This is a genomic window from Actinoplanes ianthinogenes, assembly GCF_018324205.1.
GTDB lineage: Bacteria > Actinomycetota > Actinomycetes > Mycobacteriales > Micromonosporaceae > Actinoplanes > Actinoplanes ianthinogenes.
Genome location: NZ_AP023356.1, coordinates 6,304,801 through 6,319,976 on the forward strand (window position 1 = coordinate 6,304,801; position 15,176 = coordinate 6,319,976).

General features: G+C 71.0%; 15 protein-coding genes, 1 tRNA gene and 1 other RNA gene. 13 read left to right on the forward strand and 4 right to left on the reverse strand.

The window, feature by feature from the left end; all coding sequences use genetic code 11:
* Nucleotides 1-29 precede the first annotated feature (29 nt).
* A tRNA-Val gene (locus tag Aiant_RS28665) sits at nt 30-104 on the forward strand.
* Between the two features lie 361 nt (nt 105-465).
* On the opposite strand, the gene Aiant_RS28670 is transcribed toward Aiant_RS28665, so the two are convergent.
* Nucleotides 466-963: a hypothetical protein gene (locus Aiant_RS28670; protein ID WP_189334733.1), complete on the reverse strand. Its 498-nt coding sequence runs from the start codon at nt 961-963 to the stop codon at nt 466-468.
* Between the two features lie 295 nt (nt 964-1,258).
* On the opposite strand from Aiant_RS28670, the gene Aiant_RS28675 reads away from it, so the two are divergent.
* Complete coding sequence (locus Aiant_RS28675; RefSeq protein WP_229831073.1) at nt 1,259-2,092, forward strand: hypothetical protein; 834 nt, start codon at nt 1,259-1,261, stop codon at nt 2,090-2,092.
* A gap of 148 nt (nt 2,093-2,240) precedes the next feature.
* Here Aiant_RS28675 and Aiant_RS28680 read toward each other — a convergent pair whose 3' ends face one another.
* On the reverse strand, nt 2,241-2,909 hold the full coding sequence (locus Aiant_RS28680; RefSeq protein WP_189334735.1) for a bifunctional DNA primase/polymerase: 669 nt from the start codon (nt 2,907-2,909) through the stop codon (nt 2,241-2,243).
* 242 nt (nt 2,910-3,151) lie between these two features.
* On the opposite strand from Aiant_RS28680, the gene Aiant_RS28685 reads away from it, so the two are divergent.
* From Aiant_RS28685 to Aiant_RS28725, 9 genes are all read left to right on the forward strand, one after another.
* The gene (locus Aiant_RS28685) at nt 3,152-4,378 is read left to right on the forward strand and encodes a helix-turn-helix domain-containing protein (protein ID WP_189334736.1); all 1,227 of its coding nucleotides are present in this window, start codon (nt 3,152-3,154) and stop codon (nt 4,376-4,378) included.
* Between the two features lie 16 nt (nt 4,379-4,394).
* Entirely contained in the window at nt 4,395-4,979 is a 585-nt protein-coding gene (locus Aiant_RS28690; RefSeq protein ID WP_189334844.1) for a flavoprotein, read from the forward strand.
* Nucleotides 4,980-5,060: 81 nt separating this feature from the next.
* On the forward strand, nt 5,061-5,912 hold the full coding sequence (locus Aiant_RS28695; protein WP_229831042.1) for a Nif3-like dinuclear metal center hexameric protein: 852 nt from the start codon (nt 5,061-5,063) through the stop codon (nt 5,910-5,912).
* A complete protein-coding gene (locus Aiant_RS28700) occupies nt 5,909-6,643 on the forward strand; it encodes a zinc ribbon domain-containing protein (protein ID WP_189334737.1) in 735 nt (244 codons plus the stop codon). Before Aiant_RS28695 ends, Aiant_RS28700 begins: the two co-directional genes overlap by 4 nt.
* A complete protein-coding gene (locus Aiant_RS28705) occupies nt 6,640-7,731 on the forward strand; it encodes a bifunctional RNase H/acid phosphatase (protein WP_212846542.1) in 1,092 nt (363 codons plus the stop codon). The genes Aiant_RS28700 and Aiant_RS28705 overlap by 4 nt, the downstream gene beginning before the upstream one ends.
* An 81-nt stretch (nt 7,732-7,812) precedes the next feature.
* Nucleotides 7,813-9,093: a glycoside hydrolase family 18 protein gene (locus tag Aiant_RS28710; protein WP_189334738.1), complete on the forward strand. Its 1,281-nt coding sequence runs from the start codon at nt 7,813-7,815 to the stop codon at nt 9,091-9,093.
* Nucleotides 9,094-9,225: 132 nt separating this feature from the next.
* Nucleotides 9,226-9,456: a DUF3311 domain-containing protein gene (locus Aiant_RS28715; RefSeq protein ID WP_189334739.1), complete on the forward strand. Its 231-nt coding sequence runs from the start codon at nt 9,226-9,228 to the stop codon at nt 9,454-9,456.
* A gap of 56 nt (nt 9,457-9,512) precedes the next feature.
* A complete protein-coding gene (mctP, locus tag Aiant_RS28720; protein WP_229831074.1) occupies nt 9,513-11,099 on the forward strand; it encodes a monocarboxylate uptake permease MctP in 1,587 nt (528 codons plus the stop codon).
* A 194-nt stretch (nt 11,100-11,293) separates the two neighbouring features.
* Nucleotides 11,294-12,031: a hypothetical protein gene (locus Aiant_RS28725; RefSeq protein WP_229831045.1), complete on the forward strand. Its 738-nt coding sequence runs from the start codon at nt 11,294-11,296 to the stop codon at nt 12,029-12,031.
* 68 nt (nt 12,032-12,099) lie between these two features.
* Here the strand turns inward: Aiant_RS28725 and rnpB are convergent.
* An RNA gene (gene rnpB / locus Aiant_RS28730) (RNase P RNA component class A) lies at nt 12,100-12,492 on the reverse strand.
* 123 nt (nt 12,493-12,615) lie between these two features.
* On the opposite strand from rnpB, the gene Aiant_RS28735 reads away from it, so the two are divergent.
* A complete protein-coding gene (locus Aiant_RS28735; protein WP_189334742.1) occupies nt 12,616-13,380 on the forward strand; it encodes a sulfite exporter TauE/SafE family protein in 765 nt (254 codons plus the stop codon).
* A 154-nt stretch (nt 13,381-13,534) separates the two neighbouring features.
* Here Aiant_RS28735 and Aiant_RS28740 read toward each other — a convergent pair whose 3' ends face one another.
* Nucleotides 13,535-13,912, reverse strand: a complete 378-nt coding sequence (locus tag Aiant_RS28740) for a toll/interleukin-1 receptor domain-containing protein (RefSeq protein WP_189334743.1) — start codon at nt 13,910-13,912, stop codon at nt 13,535-13,537.
* A gap of 205 nt (nt 13,913-14,117) precedes the next feature.
* On the opposite strand from Aiant_RS28740, the gene Aiant_RS28745 reads away from it, so the two are divergent.
* The gene (locus tag Aiant_RS28745) at nt 14,118-15,176 is read left to right on the forward strand and encodes a type I glyceraldehyde-3-phosphate dehydrogenase (RefSeq protein ID WP_189334744.1); all 1,059 of its coding nucleotides are present in this window, start codon (nt 14,118-14,120) and stop codon (nt 15,174-15,176) included.

Consider the following 15,176-nt stretch of genomic DNA (forward strand, 5'->3'; position numbering starts at 1 on the left):
GGGTAGGATGACCACTCCGGTATCACCCCGGGCGCGTAGCTCAGTGGGAGAGCACTCGCCTTACAAGCGAGGGGTCGTAGGTTCGAAACCTACCGCGCCCACCACCGTCGGCGTCCCCGGTCCGCGAAGAGCGTGGAGCTGGGACGTTCGTCATGTCCGCTCCGGGGCCGAGCCCCGGAAACCCCACGTCCCGGTCGGTCGCGGCCGGGCTGTGGGTCGCGGTTTCCGGCATCGGTCGTCCGCTTGTCGCGCTTTGCGCTCCGGCCGTCCGGCCCGCGGAGGACGAGGAGCGGCCGGCCACCGGGTCTCCGGTCTGCCCGACCCGGAGCGGGCGCGCCGTGAGCCGAGGATCTCCCCGCGTCGCCCGGCGTGTCCTGGCTGGAGCGTCGAGGAACGCGCCGGCACACCCGCAGCGCCGCGGCGGTGGCGGGCCGATGCCGGACCGGCCCACCACCACCGCCGTGGTCAGGCCGCTCCCGGCCCCGGTGGGTCGGCCCGGGGCGGGCGCCACCGGCCACCGGGCGGGATCTCGCCGAGGTGTTCCAGCCGGGCCCGGACGCCGCCGGTGGTGCGGCCGAACTCGGTGGCGAGCTCGACCTGCCCGGCGCCCTCGCGATAGCGGGTGCGGAGCCGCTCGTCGTCGGCCGGTGTCCAGCGGGCCCCCTGGTTGGGCGGGTGGCGGCGCGGGGCCGGGAGGGGCGCCTGGCCGCCGCCGGGCGGGCCGGTCATAGCGATCAGGCCGGCCAGTGTGGAGGCCAGGACCTCGGTGAGGCCGGGCAGGTCGGCGGGCGCGAGGCTGCCGCTGATCTCGCTCACCACCTGGCCGTCGCCGTCGCTGCTCACGATGCAGAGGTCGAGCCGCTGGTCCTCGGTGGGGAAGACGGTGACCTGATAGTCCGTCTCGCCGAGCAGGAGGCGGCGGTCGAGGGTGATCGGGGAGTTCCGGAGTGCTGTGTCGGTCATGGGGTGACCGTAGGGTTACCCTCTGACAGTTTTCCGGGGGTGTGCCGCGCGGTGCCGGTCGGCGAGACCGGGGTCACGGGCGGGCCGCCCCGGGCCGTCCCCGGCGCGTCCGGCCGCCGCCCGATCCGGGACCAGGGTCGCAACGACAGCGCAACCGGTCGCGGCTCAACTCGACCGGCGGGCCTCCGATCCCTACTGGTACCTGCGGGGAACACCGCAGATGGGCGGGTCCGGCCGGTTTCCCCTCGGCGGTTCGGGCCCGCCCGGACGGCTACGGCGAACAGGCGCGGTGAGCATGGACCTTTACATCGGCGCCGACGACGAGAAGGTCGTCATCTCGCCCCGGCCGGTGCGGACCCGGACCGGGCGCGCCCGCACCCGGCGTACCGGAACTCTGGTGCAGGCCGTGCCGCGACCGCCCGCCGCGCGCACCCGCGAGGTTCGCCTGGCGCGCACCGCGCGCCTGGCCCTGGGCCTGATCTTCGCCACCGCCGTGCTCTCGGCCGTCGGGCTGACCTGGTGGCTGCCGGCGACCGCGAGCGCCGCCCTGATCGTCTGGTTCTGTCGCGGGCAGGCCCGGGCCGCCCAGTTCGCCGCGTTCGCGGTGCCCCGCGACCCGGAGTCACGGGTGCTGTGGACCGAGCCGGAGCGGCGGGCGTTCGCGCGTGCCCTGGCCGCCTCGCACCGGGTGCGCCGGACCTGGCCGGCGCTGACCGACATGATCGACCCGGAGCTCGGCGACCGCTCGCTCACCCGGGCCCTGGACGAGCTGGCCACCCTGCTGGCCCGGCGCCAGGAGCTGCGCCGGGTGCGGGCGGGTCTGGAGGCGACCCGGGACGCCGACATCCCGGTGGACAGCCCGGCCCGGATCGCCGCGGACCTCCAGCGGGAGCGGGCCGACGAGCTGTGGCGGGAGACCGGCGCGGCGGCCGAGGGCATCCTGCGGGCGATCGACGCCGCGGCCCGGGCCGGTGAGAGCTTCATCCGCGAGCAGCAGGTGGCCGCCACCGCCCGGCACGCCGAGCGCGCGCTGGCCCGGGTCGGCGGCGCGCCGGCCGCGGAGAGCGGGCCGGAGCTCGCCGACCGCACCGCTGCCGTGATCGCGGCCTACCGCGATCTGGCCGCCTGAATTTTCATTCATCGGCTTCATACGTTCGGGGGACTCGCCCCATGCCAGGGTCCGGGATAGCTTGTCGGATGACATGTGTTCCCGTGCCCACGCCCGGAAACCGGTCGCCAGCACCACCGAGGTGGCCGGCCGGGACCACGCGTCCGGGTCAGGCGGCCCGGCGCAGCGTGGAGAGCTGACGGGGCACCAGAGGCTTGCCGGTGGCCCGGCTCACGGTCGCGGCCAGCATCTCCTGCACCCGCTCCGGGTCCGGCAGCGCCCAGCCCACCTGCCCGGGTGCGATCACCCAGCGCACCGGGCCCTCCACCAGCCGGCTCGGTGGTGCCGGGATCCACGAGCCCTGCCCATGGCGGATCACGTCCTGGCGCAGGTCGAGTTCGGCCCGCAGCGGGCAGCCGGGCCGGACCAGGAACATCCAGCGACCGGCCGCGGTGACCGCGACCGGTCCGGCCGTGTCGTCCGGCCGGTCGGCGACCGGCCGGCCCAGCGCGGCCGGCACCTCCAGCACGTCGAAGGCGTCGCCGGTGGTGAGCAGCACGTTGTGCGGCCGGTGCCGCCACCACCCGGCCACCCGGCCGGGATCGGTGGTGGCCGACTCGGCGAGGGAGTCGACGGCCGGATGGCATCCGGTGATCGGGCAGCCGGGGCGCCCGCAGTCGAAACGCGGACCGGTCAGGACGGCGCCGGGCGCGACCGCCCAGCCGTGTCCGGCGAATGCCTGTGCGGCCCGGCGCAGGCGCACCCGGTCGAGGCGGTCGAGAAGCGACGGTGGGACGAATGGCTGACGGACGAACGGCTGACGGTTGGTCCACTGCATGGCCTGATTCCCCCAGGATCCGGTTCTGCTGCCGTCAAATCGGGTTTCGGAGCCGTATCCCAGCGCGATGAACGTCGTTGGGCCGGTCAGATCCACCCTTTGCAACTTGCACAAAAACTACGAGCATCGGTGAGCAGGCGATCACACACGTTGTGCGATCTGTGCGAACGTGAGCGGTTCAGACTGCAAGCCACCGGATGGCTCACCGGCGGATGGGCCGCCGGGTGAGTGGGGGAGGCACCGTGGACGAGCTGCCGATCGGCCGCCGCGTCGCCTACTGGCGGGGCAGGCGCAAGATGTCCCAGCAGGTCTTCGCAGACCGGCTGGGCAAGAGCAAGAGCTGGGTCGACAAGGTGGAGCGGGGGGTCCGCCGGCTCGACAAGTTCTCAGTGGTTTACGACATCGCGGACGTGCTCCAGGTCGACGTCCAGCTGCTGCTGGGCAAGGAGGTGGAGCGCAAACCAGAGACGCAGAACTGTATCGACCAGGTTGAGGTCGAGGAGATTCGAGCAGCTCTGGAGCGATATGACCAGATGAGCGCGTTCTTCCAGGCGGTGCCGCAATCACCACCGCTGGCGGAGATGCACAAAGCGGTCAGTCACGCGTGGCTGACCTACCAGCACGCGAAGTACGGCGTCCTGGCCCGCGCGCTGCCCAAGCTGCTGCGCGACGCCCAGGCGGCGGACAGCGCGCACGCCAACAGTGAGCAGGCCCCGAAGGCGGCGCACCTGCTCGGGCAGGTCTACCAGATCGCCTCCTCGGCGCTGCGGAAAGTCGGTGAGCACGAGCTCTCCTGGCTGGCCGCGGACCGATCGATCGCGGTCTCCCAGCGGGCCGGCGACCAGCTGCTGGCCGGGCTCGCCAGTTACCGCGTGGGCAGCGCGCTGCTGGCCCTGGGCCGGGTGCGCCCGTCCCTCGAGGTCAACGTGAACATCGCGAACCGGCTCGCCCCCGGACCGTCCCGGCCCGAGGCGGAGCAGCTCTCGGTGTACGGGATGCTGCTGCTCAACGGGGCGATGTCGGCCTCCCGGATCGGCGACAGCGCGACCGTCCGGGACCTGCTCAGCGGTGCCGAGCAGGCCGCGCTGGAGCTGGGCGGCGACTTCAACCACTACTGGACGTCCTTCGGCCCGACCAACGTGCAGCTGCACCGTTGCGCCACGGCGGTGGAGCTCGGCGACGGGCGTACCGCGGTGGAGACGCACGAGCGGATGGAGAAAGCCGGGTTCCACGCCATGCTGCCGGAGCGGCGGGCGCATCACTACCTGGACATCGCTCGTGGTTACACACAGATCGGCGACGTGGAGAAAGCCGGCGAGATGCTGCTGGAGGGCGACCGGCTCGCCCCCTCGGAGATCCGCTGCCGGCCGCTCGCCCACGAAGTCCTTTCCGACGTGCTGCGCCGGACGCGGGGCACGCCGCCGGCTCCGATCGCGGAGTTGGCCGAACAGATGGGAGTCGGCGTATGAGGTGGGTCCGCGCGTGATGACGGGTAACCCCTCACCCGGTGTGCTGTACGTCCTCGTGTGCGGCTCACCGATGGCCCGGGACGTCGGAATTCTGGTCGGCATGGCCCAGCGGGACGGCTGGGAGGTCTGTGTGATCACGACCCCGGACGGTCGCAAGTTCGTCGACGTACCGGCCTTGCAGACCCAGACCGGACATCCGGTACGCACCTTCTACAAGAGTCCCGGCGACCCGGACGTGTTGCCGCCGGCGGACGCGATGATCGTCGCGCCGGCCACGGTCAACACGGTGAACAAGTGGGCCGCCGGGATCACCGACACGCTGGTGCTCGGCCTCCTCGTGGAGGGCTACGGGTACGGCGTGCCGACGGCCGTGGTGCCGTACACCAACAAGGTCATGGCCCTGCACCCGGCGCTGCACGAGAGTCTCGCCAAGCTCCGGGACTGGGGCGTGCACGTGCTCTACGGCGAGGACGTGTGCCGGCTCGGCGGCCCGGGGCAGACCGACCGGTTCCGCGGCCAGTTCCCCTGGCGCCGGGCTCTGCAGGCGGTCAGCAATCCGATCACGGCGGCGAGCCGAGTCGAGCCTGGGGCGGTTTCCTAGCCAAGTAGAGTTTGCGGGCGTGACCGACTGCACCCCGAGGCGCCGCAGCGCGCCGGACAGCCTGACCGGCGAGGTGACGCGGTGACCGGCCCGGTCGGCGTGCCGACCGTTCGTCAGGTGGTGGACGCCCTGGACGGGCGTTATCCCCGGGCCTGGGCGGAGTCCTGGGACCGGGTCGGCCTGGTGCTCGGCGAGTTCGAGCACGCCGTCTCCCGCGTCCTCTGCGTGGTGGACTGCGTGCCGGAGACCGTCGACCAGGCTCTCGCGGCCGGTGCCGACCTGATCGTCGCCCACCACCCCCTGCTGCTGAAGCCGGTGTCCTCGTTCGCCCCGGACACGTTCAAGGGGCGGATCGTGCACCGGCTGATCCGTGCCGAGGTGGCGCTGTACACCGCGCACACCAACGCGGACGTGGCCAGCCCCGGCGTCTCCGACGCGCTCGCCGCCCGGCTCGGCCTGACCGGGCTGCGCCCGCTGGCGCCGGCCGAGGGCGCCGCCGCCGGTGAGGGCCGCGGCGTGGGCCGGATCGGCGACCTCCCCGAGCCGCTCGCCCTGGCCGATCTCACCGCGCTGGCCGCCGACCGCCTGCCGGCCACCGCCGCCGGGGTGCGTGCCGCCGGCGACCCGCGCCGGGTGATCCGCACGGTCGCGGTCTGCGGTGGCGCCGGTGACTCTTTCCTGGCCGACGCGGCCCGCGCCGGGGTGGACGCGTATCTTTGCGCGGACCTGCGGCACCATCCGGTGAGCGAGCACCTCGCGAACGACGGACCGGCGTTGCTCGACGCGGCCCACTGGGCCACCGAGCGGCCCTGGCTCGACGAGGTGGCGTCCTGGCTGCGTACTCAGTTCCCCGTCGAAGTGGTGGTGTCCGACCTGGACACGGACCCCTGGACCGTTCATGTCGCTTCTGTGTCGAAGGAGACCCACCCGTGAAGGCCGCCCCGGAAGCCCAGCGCCGCTTGCTCGACCTGCAGGCCGTCGACACCGCCCTGGCCCAGCTGGCCCACCGCCGCAAGAGCCTGCCGGAAATCGCCGAGATCGAGGCGGTGGCCCGGGAGATCTCCGCGCTGGAGGACGAGCGGGTGCGCGCCCAGGTCGCGGTCGACGACCTGGACCGGGACATCTCCCGGTTCGAGAAGGACATCGACCAGGTCCGGCAGCGCAAGGCGAAGGACCAGAAGCAGCTGGACGCGGGCGGCTCGCTGAAGCAGGTCGAGGGCTTGCAGCACGAGCTGGCCACGCTGAACCGGCGGCAGTCCGAGCTGGAGGACGCCGAGCTGGAGCTGATGGAGCAGCGCGAGGCCGCGGCCGCCGCGCTGACCGAGGTGCAGGACCGGATCACCGCGGCGGTGCACCGGCGTGCCGACGCCGAGCGGCGCCGCGACGAGACGTCCGCCGAGATCGTCAAGGAGCAGGAGTTCAAGGCGGCCGCCCGCGGCCCGCTGGCCAACGACCTGCCCGCCGACCTGGTCACCCTGTACGACAAGATCCGCACCGAGACCGGGATGGGCGCGGCGCTGGTCTACGCCGGTCGCTGCGGCGCCTGCCGGATCGAGCTGTACGGCGCCGACCTGAACCGGGTGAAGTCGGCGCCGGCCGACGAGGTGGTGCGCTGCGAGGAGTGCCGCCGGATCATGGTGCGCACCTCGGAGTCGGGCCTGTGAGCGGTGACCTGCGGGTTGTCGTCGAGGCGGACGGCGGGTCGCGGGGCAACCCCGGCCCGGCCGGGTACGGCGCGGTGGTCAAGGACACCGACGGCGAGGTCCTGCTGGAACGCTTCGCCGCGCTGGGTACGACCACGAACAACGTCGCGGAGTACTCGGGGCTGATCGCCGGCCTGCGCGCCGCGCTCGAGCTGAACGCCACCCGGGTGGACGTCCGGATGGACTCCAAGCTGGTGATCGAGCAGATGGCCGGCCGCTGGCAGATCAAACACCCGGGGCTCCGGCCGCTGGCCGCCGAGGCGGCCGGCCTGGTCGCCAAGTTCCGGGAGGTCACCTGGAGCTGGATCCCGCGGGAGCGGAACAGGGACGCGGACGCCCTGGCCAACCGGGCGATGGACGGCGAGACCGAGTCCGCGCGCGAGCCACGGGAGGCGCCGGCGCCGAAGTCCTGGGCGCCGCCCGAGCTGGAGAACGCCACCCGGCTGATCCTGGTCCGGCACGGCGCGACCGCGATGACCGCGCAGGGCCGGTACTCCGGGCGCGGCGACGTGCCGCTCACCGACGAGGGCGAGGCGCAGGCGATGGCCGCGGCCGGCCGGGTCGCCGGGCTGTCCCGGGACGTCGGCGCGGTGCTGACCTCGCCGCTGGCCCGCTGCGTGCGGACCGCCGAGCTGATCGCCGCCGAGGTGGGCGGGGTGCCGGTGACCGTGCTGGACGACCTGATCGAGTGCGACTTCGGGCTGTGGGAGGGCAAGACCTTCGCCGAGGTGCAGGAGGGCTGGCCGCGGGAGATGACCGCGTGGCTGGAGTCGACCAGTGTGGCGCCGCCGCAGGGGGAGTCGTTCAAGGCGGTGGCCAAGCGGGTGCGCGGCGCCCTGGCGACGATCATGCAGGCGTACCCGGGGCAGACCGTGGTGGTGGTCTCGCACGTCTCGCCGATCAAACTGATCCTCCGGGACGCGCTCGCGGCCGGTGACGCGTTCCTGCACCGGCTGTTTCTGGACGCAGCGGGCGTTTCCACCATGGACGTCTGGCCTGATGGCAACATCGCGGTCCGGTCGGTGAACGAGACCGCCCATCTTCGATAGAAAGCATTGACCCTCCCAGGGCGAAACGTTTAGTTTCCTCGATCAGGAAACGTTCTTAACCGTTTCGCTCCTGGGGGGCTCATGAAGGGTTTCACCCGCGGTCTCGTCGCGATCACCGCGGCCGTCACCGCCGTCGTGGCGGGAGCGCCCGCACCCGCCTCTGCATCCAATAAATACGTCAAAGTTGGATATTTCACTCAGTGGGGCATCTACGGCCGCGACTTCCAGCTGGCCAAGGTGCAGAACTCGGGCGCCGCTGCCCAGCTCACCCACCTCAACTACGCGTTCGGCCCGGTGACCGCGGACGGCGTCTGCGCCTCCGCCGACCCGTGGGCCGACTGGCAGACCCCGTTCTCCGACGCGAACAGTGTGGACGGTGTCGGTGACGTGGCCGGCCAGCCGATGGCCGGCAACCTGAACCAGCTCGCCGAGCTCAAGAAGAAGAACCCGAAGCTGCGGGTGCTCATCTCGCTGGGTGGCTGGAGCGGCTCGGCGTACTTCTCGGACGCGGCCCTGACCGACGCCTCCCGCAAGAAGCTGGTGTCGTCCTGTGTCGACCTCTGGATCAAGGGCAATCTGCCCGGCCTGGCCGAGGGCGTGGCGGGCGGCATCTTCGACGGCGTCGACCTGGACTGGGAGTGGCCCGGGTCGGCCGGCAACGCCGGCAACGTGATCCGGCCCGAGGACAAGCAGAACTTCACCCTGCTCGCCGCGGAGTTCCGGACCCAGCTGGACAAGCTCGGCAAGTCCACCCGCAAGCACTACGACCTGACCGCGTTCCTGCCGGCCGCCCCGGCCAAGATCGACGCGGGCTTCGAGGCCTCCAAGATCTTCAAGTACCTGGACTTCGGCACCCTCCAGGGTTACGACTTCCACGGCACCTGGGAGGCCAGGACCAACCAGCAGTCGGCGCTCCGCGTGCCGGCCGGCGCGCCGGACAACCCGGACTTCTCGGCGGACAACGCGGTCAACGCCTGGCTGGCCGGCGGCGCGCCGAAGCGCAAGCTGGTGCTCGGCCTGCCGTATTACGGCCAGGGCTGGACCGGGGTGACCGGCGGCGGCAACGGCCTGTTCCAGCCGGCCACCGGCCCGGCGCCCGGCGTCTTCGCCGCCGGCACCGAGGACTACAAGACCCTCAAGAAACTGCCGGCACAGGGATACACCGTGCACCGGGATCTGCGGGCCGGTCACGCCTGGCTCTTCGACGGCACCACCTTCTGGACGTACGACGACCCGGCGGTGCTGCTCCAGAAGACTCTCTACATCCGCACCCGTGGCCTCGGTGGCGCGATGATGTGGTCGCTCGACGGTGACGACGAGAACGCGACGCTCACCAAGACCGTGGCGGTGGGTCTGTTCTGACCTGGGGTGAGGCGGTGTGCCGTTCGGCGCACCGCCTCGCCCGTTCGGCGCACTTTGATCGCCAATGCTCCGCCTGTCTCGTTAGCGTGACGGAGACCACACGCACTGTCTCGCTGTTGAGGGAGGCGGATCATGGCGGAGCCGAAATCCCCACCACCACGTACCGATAGCAGTCCCTGGAACTGGTTGCTGCTGGTGCCGATCGTGGTGCCGCTGCTGACCCCGTTGTACAACCACGTCGAGCCGCGGCTCGGCGGATTCCCGCTCTTCTACTGGCTGCAACTCGCCTTCATCCTGCTCGGCGTCGGCACCACCACGCTGGTCTACCAGATGACCAGGCGGAAGCGGGGTGACCGGCCGTGAGCGAGCACCTTACCGAGATCATCATCTTCACGACCCTGTTCCTGCTGGTCAGCGGAATGGGCTTCGTCGCGGCCCGGTGGCGTGCTCCGCAGGACATGGCTCACCTCGACGAGTGGGGCCTGGGCGGCCGGAGCTTCGGCGGCTGGATCACCTGGTTCCTGGTCGGCGGGGACCTGTACACCGCGTACACGTTCGTCGCCGTCCCGGCGCTGATGTTCGGGGCCGGCGCCGCCGGGTTCTTCGCCGTGCCCTACACGGTGGTGATCTACCCGCTGTTCTTCCTGGTGCTGATCCGGCTCTGGTCGGTGTCGCACCGGCACGGTTTCGTCACCCCGGCCGACTTCGTCCGCACCCGGTACGACTCGCCCACCCTCGCCCTGCTGATCGCCGTCACCGGGATCGTGGCGACCATGCCGTACATCGCGTTGCAGCTGGTCGGCATCGAGGCGGTGCTCAAGACGATGGGCGTGACCGGGGACAGCCCGCTCGCCCGGCACGCGCCGATCATCATCGCGTTCGCCATCCTGGCGGCGTACACCTACCAGTCCGGGCTGCGGGCGCCGGCGCTGATCGCGTTCGTCAAGGACACCCTGATCTACGTGGTGATCGCGGTGGCGGTCATCTACCTGCCGTACAAGCTCGGCGGCTGGGGTGCGATCTTCGACGCGGCGGACGCCAAGTTCACCGCGTCGCCGGCGCCCGGCGACGGGATCATCCTGAACGCCAACAACCAGGTGCAGTACTTCACCCTGGCGCTCGGCTCGGCGCTCGCGCTGTTCCTCTACCCGCACAGCATCACCGGCGTGCTGGCCAGCCGGAACCGGGACGTGATCAAGCGGAACATGTCGGCGCTGCCGGCGTACAGCTTCCTGCTCGGCCTGATCGCGCTGCTCGGCTTCATGGCGATCGCGGCCGGGGTGAAGCCGCTGCCCGGCGCCAAGCCCGGCAGCGTGGACAGCAACACGGTGGTGCCGCTGCTGTTCGACATGAAGTTCCCGGCCTGGTTCGCCGGCATCGCGTTCGCCGCGATCGGGATCGGCGCCCTGGTGCCCGCCGCGATCATGTCGATCGCCGCGGCCAACCTGTTCACCCGCAACATCTACAAGGAGTACCTGAAGCGGGACGCCACCCCGGCCCAGGAGGCGAGCGTCGCCAAGGTCACCTCGCTGGTGGTGAAGATCGGGGCGGTGGCGTTCATCGTCTTCCTGGACCCGCAGTTCTCCATCGACCTCCAGCTGATCGGCGGCGTGATCATCCTGCAGACCGCGCCGTCGGTGATCCTCGGGCTGTACAAGCGGTGGCTGCACCGCGGCGCGCTGATCGCCGGCTGGGCGGCCGGCATGGTCCTGGCGTTCTGGATGCTCTGGCAGATCCCGAACGCGGCCACCAAACGCGCACACTTCGGCGGGTCGGCGTTCCCGCTCTCCGAGTTCGGCCTCGACTCCAGCAAGACGATCTATGTGGGGTTCGTGGCGGTGCTGGCGAACCTGGCGGTCGCGGTGCTGGTCACCTGGTGGCTGCGGGTGATGAAGGTGGCGCCCGGCGTGGACGGCACGTCGCCGGACGACTACTTCGCGGACGAGGGGGACCCGCGGATCGAGAAGGAGCGGGCGGGCACGGTCGACACGGTCTCCTCCACCTGATCTGGTCCGTTTCTGATCACGCGCGCCGCGTTCCGGCTACGGGGGGCGGCGCGCGTGCTCCGGGCGTACCCGAATCGGGTTTTTGATTTATTGCGGACCTTGCGGTCCGTTGCGAACCTTGCCCCGCTTCGCCCGACTCTCCGGTAGCGTCTGGCCTGTCATCCGAAGGTTCTTCGCGTCGAGGGGGTCGTGCGTTGCCGGCGCAGATGACGCTGACGCAGCAGTTCGCCACCGAATACGCCAAGGGTGCGGTGCCGGGCATGCTGAAAGCGATCCGGACCATCAAACGCGCCAACAACGGGATCCTGGCCGGTGCGCTCGCCGCCAGCTACCTGCACCAGGGGCACTACCTGGTGAGCCTCGGCGCCGGACTGTTCTCCTGGATCGTGCCGGCCGTTTTTGATCTGGCCATGCTTTCCATGCTGACGATCAGCCAGACCGCCGGGATGGCCCAGGACGCGCGCAAGGCCGCCCTCAAGGTCCTCGTGCTGGTGGTCAGCATCTCGGCCGCGGTGAACTTCGCGGCGCCCGGGCCGCTCGGTCTGCGCGTCATCTTCGCGCTGGTGGTCGGCCTGGTCGCGGGCGTCGAATGGGTGGCCGCCAAGATCCGGCCGGACTTCGCGGCGATCGAGGCCCGCGAGGTGGAGGCGACCGCGGACGTGCGTCCGTCGCGGCGCCTCGACCCGGAGGTGGCCCGGCAGCGGGCGGCGAAGGCGGCGGTCACCCGCCGTGCCAACCAGGCGGCCAAGGCCGCTGAGGACGCCGCCCGGTCGCGGGGGGTCAAGGCCGCCGAAAGGGCTCGCGTACGCGCGGCGAAGGACGTTCTGGAGCAGGCGGAGCTGGACGGCTTCTTCGCGGCGAAGCAGCCGTATCAGCAGGGCTATGAGCCCGGATTTCCCGAGGTGACGCAGCAGGTCCGGGTGCGCTCGTGATCCACAGCCGGTCGAGCGCGCTCCGCCGGACGCCCCGGGCCGGCGCCCCTCGGCGGACCTGAGGGCGGCGGACGAGTCGGCCTGTACGCCGGATTCTGTACCGGGACCGAAGTCCGCGGTGGCGGCCATCCATCTCGGCCTGCCGTTGCCGGCAGGCTCATGCGGCCTACCCGCAGGATCAGGCGAGCAGCCCTCGAACCCTGCGCCGGCCGTGACCTTGCGGTCGCGGCCTTGCTTGGCCTTGCTCCGGGTGGGGTTTACCGAGCCACCCCGGTCACCCGGGGTGCTGGTGAGCTCTTACCTCACCGTTTCACCCTTACCGGCTCGCGCCGGCGGTCTGTTCTCTGTGGCACTTTCCCGCGGGTCGCCCCGGGTTGCCGTTAACAACCACCCTGCTCTGCGGAGTCCGGACGTTCCTCGGCGGTGCCCGGGGGCACCGACGCGGCCGCCCAGCCGACTCGTCCGTCGCGCCGCAATACTACGTCCTGGCCGGTGGCGGCCGGTGCACCCGGGCCGGCACCGGTTGTGATCTCCGTGGGAAGAGCGGGACCGGAGGCCGGTGAGCACGTAGATTCGCTCGCATCATGGATCTGTCGCATGTCGTGTTGCTGGTCGTCGCCGGGGTCGCGGCCGGTGGGGTGAACGCGATCGCCGGGGGCGGCTCGCTGATCACGTTTCCGAGCCTGATCGCGACCGGGCTGCCGTCGGTGGAGGCGAACGTCACCAACTCGGTGTCGGTGTTCCCCGGGTACGTCTCCAGTGTCGTGGGGAGCCGGGCGGACCTCGCCGGGCAGGGGCGGCGGGTGCGGGCGGTGCTGCCCGCCGCGGTGCTCGGCTCGGTGGCCGGGTGCGCGCTGCTGCTCTCCACACCCGGCCGGGTGTTCGAGGTGATCGTGCCGTTCCTGGTGCTGGGGGCCGCGGCGACGCTGGCGTTCCAGGAGCGGCTGCGCGGGCTGGTCGGGCATCCGCGGGCGATGTCGCCGCGGCGGGCCGGGATCACGGTGCAGGCCGTGGTCTTCGTCGGGGCGGTGTACGGCGGGTACTTCGGTGCGGCCCTCGGGGTGATGTACGTCGCGGCCCTCGCCCTGGTCCTGGACGAGCAGCTGAAGCGGATCAACGCGCTGAAGAACGTGCTGTCGGCGACCGTGGGGCTGGTGACCCTGCTGGTGTTCGCGTTCTTCGCGGACGTGCACTGGGACGCGGTGGCGGTGCTGGCGCCGGCCACGATCGCCGGGGGTTACGTGGGGGCGCGGGTCGCCCGGCGGATGCCGGCGCGGGTGCTCAAGTGGGTCATCGTGACGTTCGGGACGACGATCGGGCTGCTCCTGTCGTACCGGGCGTTCGCCTGACGGCCGAGACGTGGCGGTTGGCAGATGTATCCGCAGAACGGACGAGGGCCGATTCGCGTCACCGGGCGGACACTGGAACCGGGTCCGAAAGTGGTCGCGCTCCACCTAGTTGATCTTGATACCCCGACACGCCGAACGGCAAACCCGCCCGCAATCACGGCGTACGCGAAAAGGGGTTTTGCGGGCCGCCGACCGCGACCATCAAGGCCTCCAATGCGTCCTCTTCGTCCAGGTCACAGAGGCTTTTCCAGTTCGTGGCGCGGAGCGCCGCGGGCGGCGATCCGGAATCGAGCAGAAGCACCACCAATCCGGGCGCGCGGGGCACACCGGTCCAGTCCGATGCGGACGCTCGGTGCTCCCGGGAGACCAGAATGATCACTTGATCCGCTCCGGAAAGCGCGGCTGCTATCCGATCGGCGAAGTCGACCCCGGCCGGGAGCTTTTCCACCACATGGCCCGCGGCCTGCAAGGACCGGTCGATCCACTGTGCCCAGATCGTGTCCGACGGGGCATAGGAGAGGAGTATGGGCACGTCTCCAGCATGCCGTAACGCGTTCCACATTGGTCCCAAGGCGTCGATGGTCATCATTTCCGGGGTGTGACATTGTCATCCGTTGACGTGCAACTTGCACAACTCATAGTGTCGGAGCCGTGACGCCGGGTGGACTCTTGTGCAAAACAAGGGTGTCCTGTGCGGACGGGGAACGCATAACAGCAGCGGAGTCGAGGAGCGCTCGATGACTGTCGCGATCGGGATCAACGGCCTCGGGCGGATCGGTCGCAGCTTGACCCGAATCGTGGCTGCCGCCCCGAATCCGGGTATCTCGATTGCCGCGGTGAACGACATCGCGCCCACCGAGAAGCTGGCGTACGGCCTGCGCCGGGACAGTATCCGGGGAGCGTTCCCCGGAACCGTGACGGCGCGCGGTGACTACCTGGTGGTGAACGATCACGCCATCCGGGCCTATCGCCACGAGCGCCCGGAACGCATCCCGTGGGCGGACCAGGGGGTGGACGTGGTGATCGAGGCGACCGGCCGGTTCCGGGCCGGCACCACGGCGCGTACCCACATCACCCACGGCGGCGCCCGCAAGGTGGTGATCAGCGCCTCGGCCGACGACCCGGACGCCTTCCTGGTCCTCGGGGCCAATCACCTCAGCTACAACCCGGCCGTGCACGACGTGGTCTCCCCGGCCTCCTGCGGGGTGAACGCGCTCACCGTGATGGCCAAGGTGCTGCTCGACCGGTTCGGCCTGCACTCGGTGAACACCTCGGTGATGCTGGCCGCCCAGGGCTGGCAGCGGGTGCAGGACTCGCTGATCGGCACCTCGCGGGACGATCCGCGGCTGGGCCGGGCCACCGGGGAGAGCATCATCCCGCACAACCACGTGGTCGGCGACCTGGTCCGGGTGGCGCTGCCGGAGATCGGCGAGATGCGGTACAGCTACTACTGCGTGCCCACCCCGGTCGGCTCGCTGGCCGAGCTCTCCGGGCAGACCGGGCGCCCGGTGACGGTCGAGGAGGTCAACCGGGCGATGGCCGAGGCGGCCGCCGGGCCGCTGCGGGGGATTCTGGCGTACGACCCGGACCCCACCGTGTCGATCGACGTGAAGAACAACTCGGCCTCCTGCCTGTTCGACCCGTCCGGCACCCAGGCGACCGCGGACGGCGGAGTCAAGGTGCGCGGCTGGTTCGACAACGAGTGGGGCTTCTCGAACCGATTACTGGACCTGGCCCGGCTGATCGGGGAACGCTTACCCGTCCCGTCCACCCAGGTCAGCTGGAGCGTCGTCTAG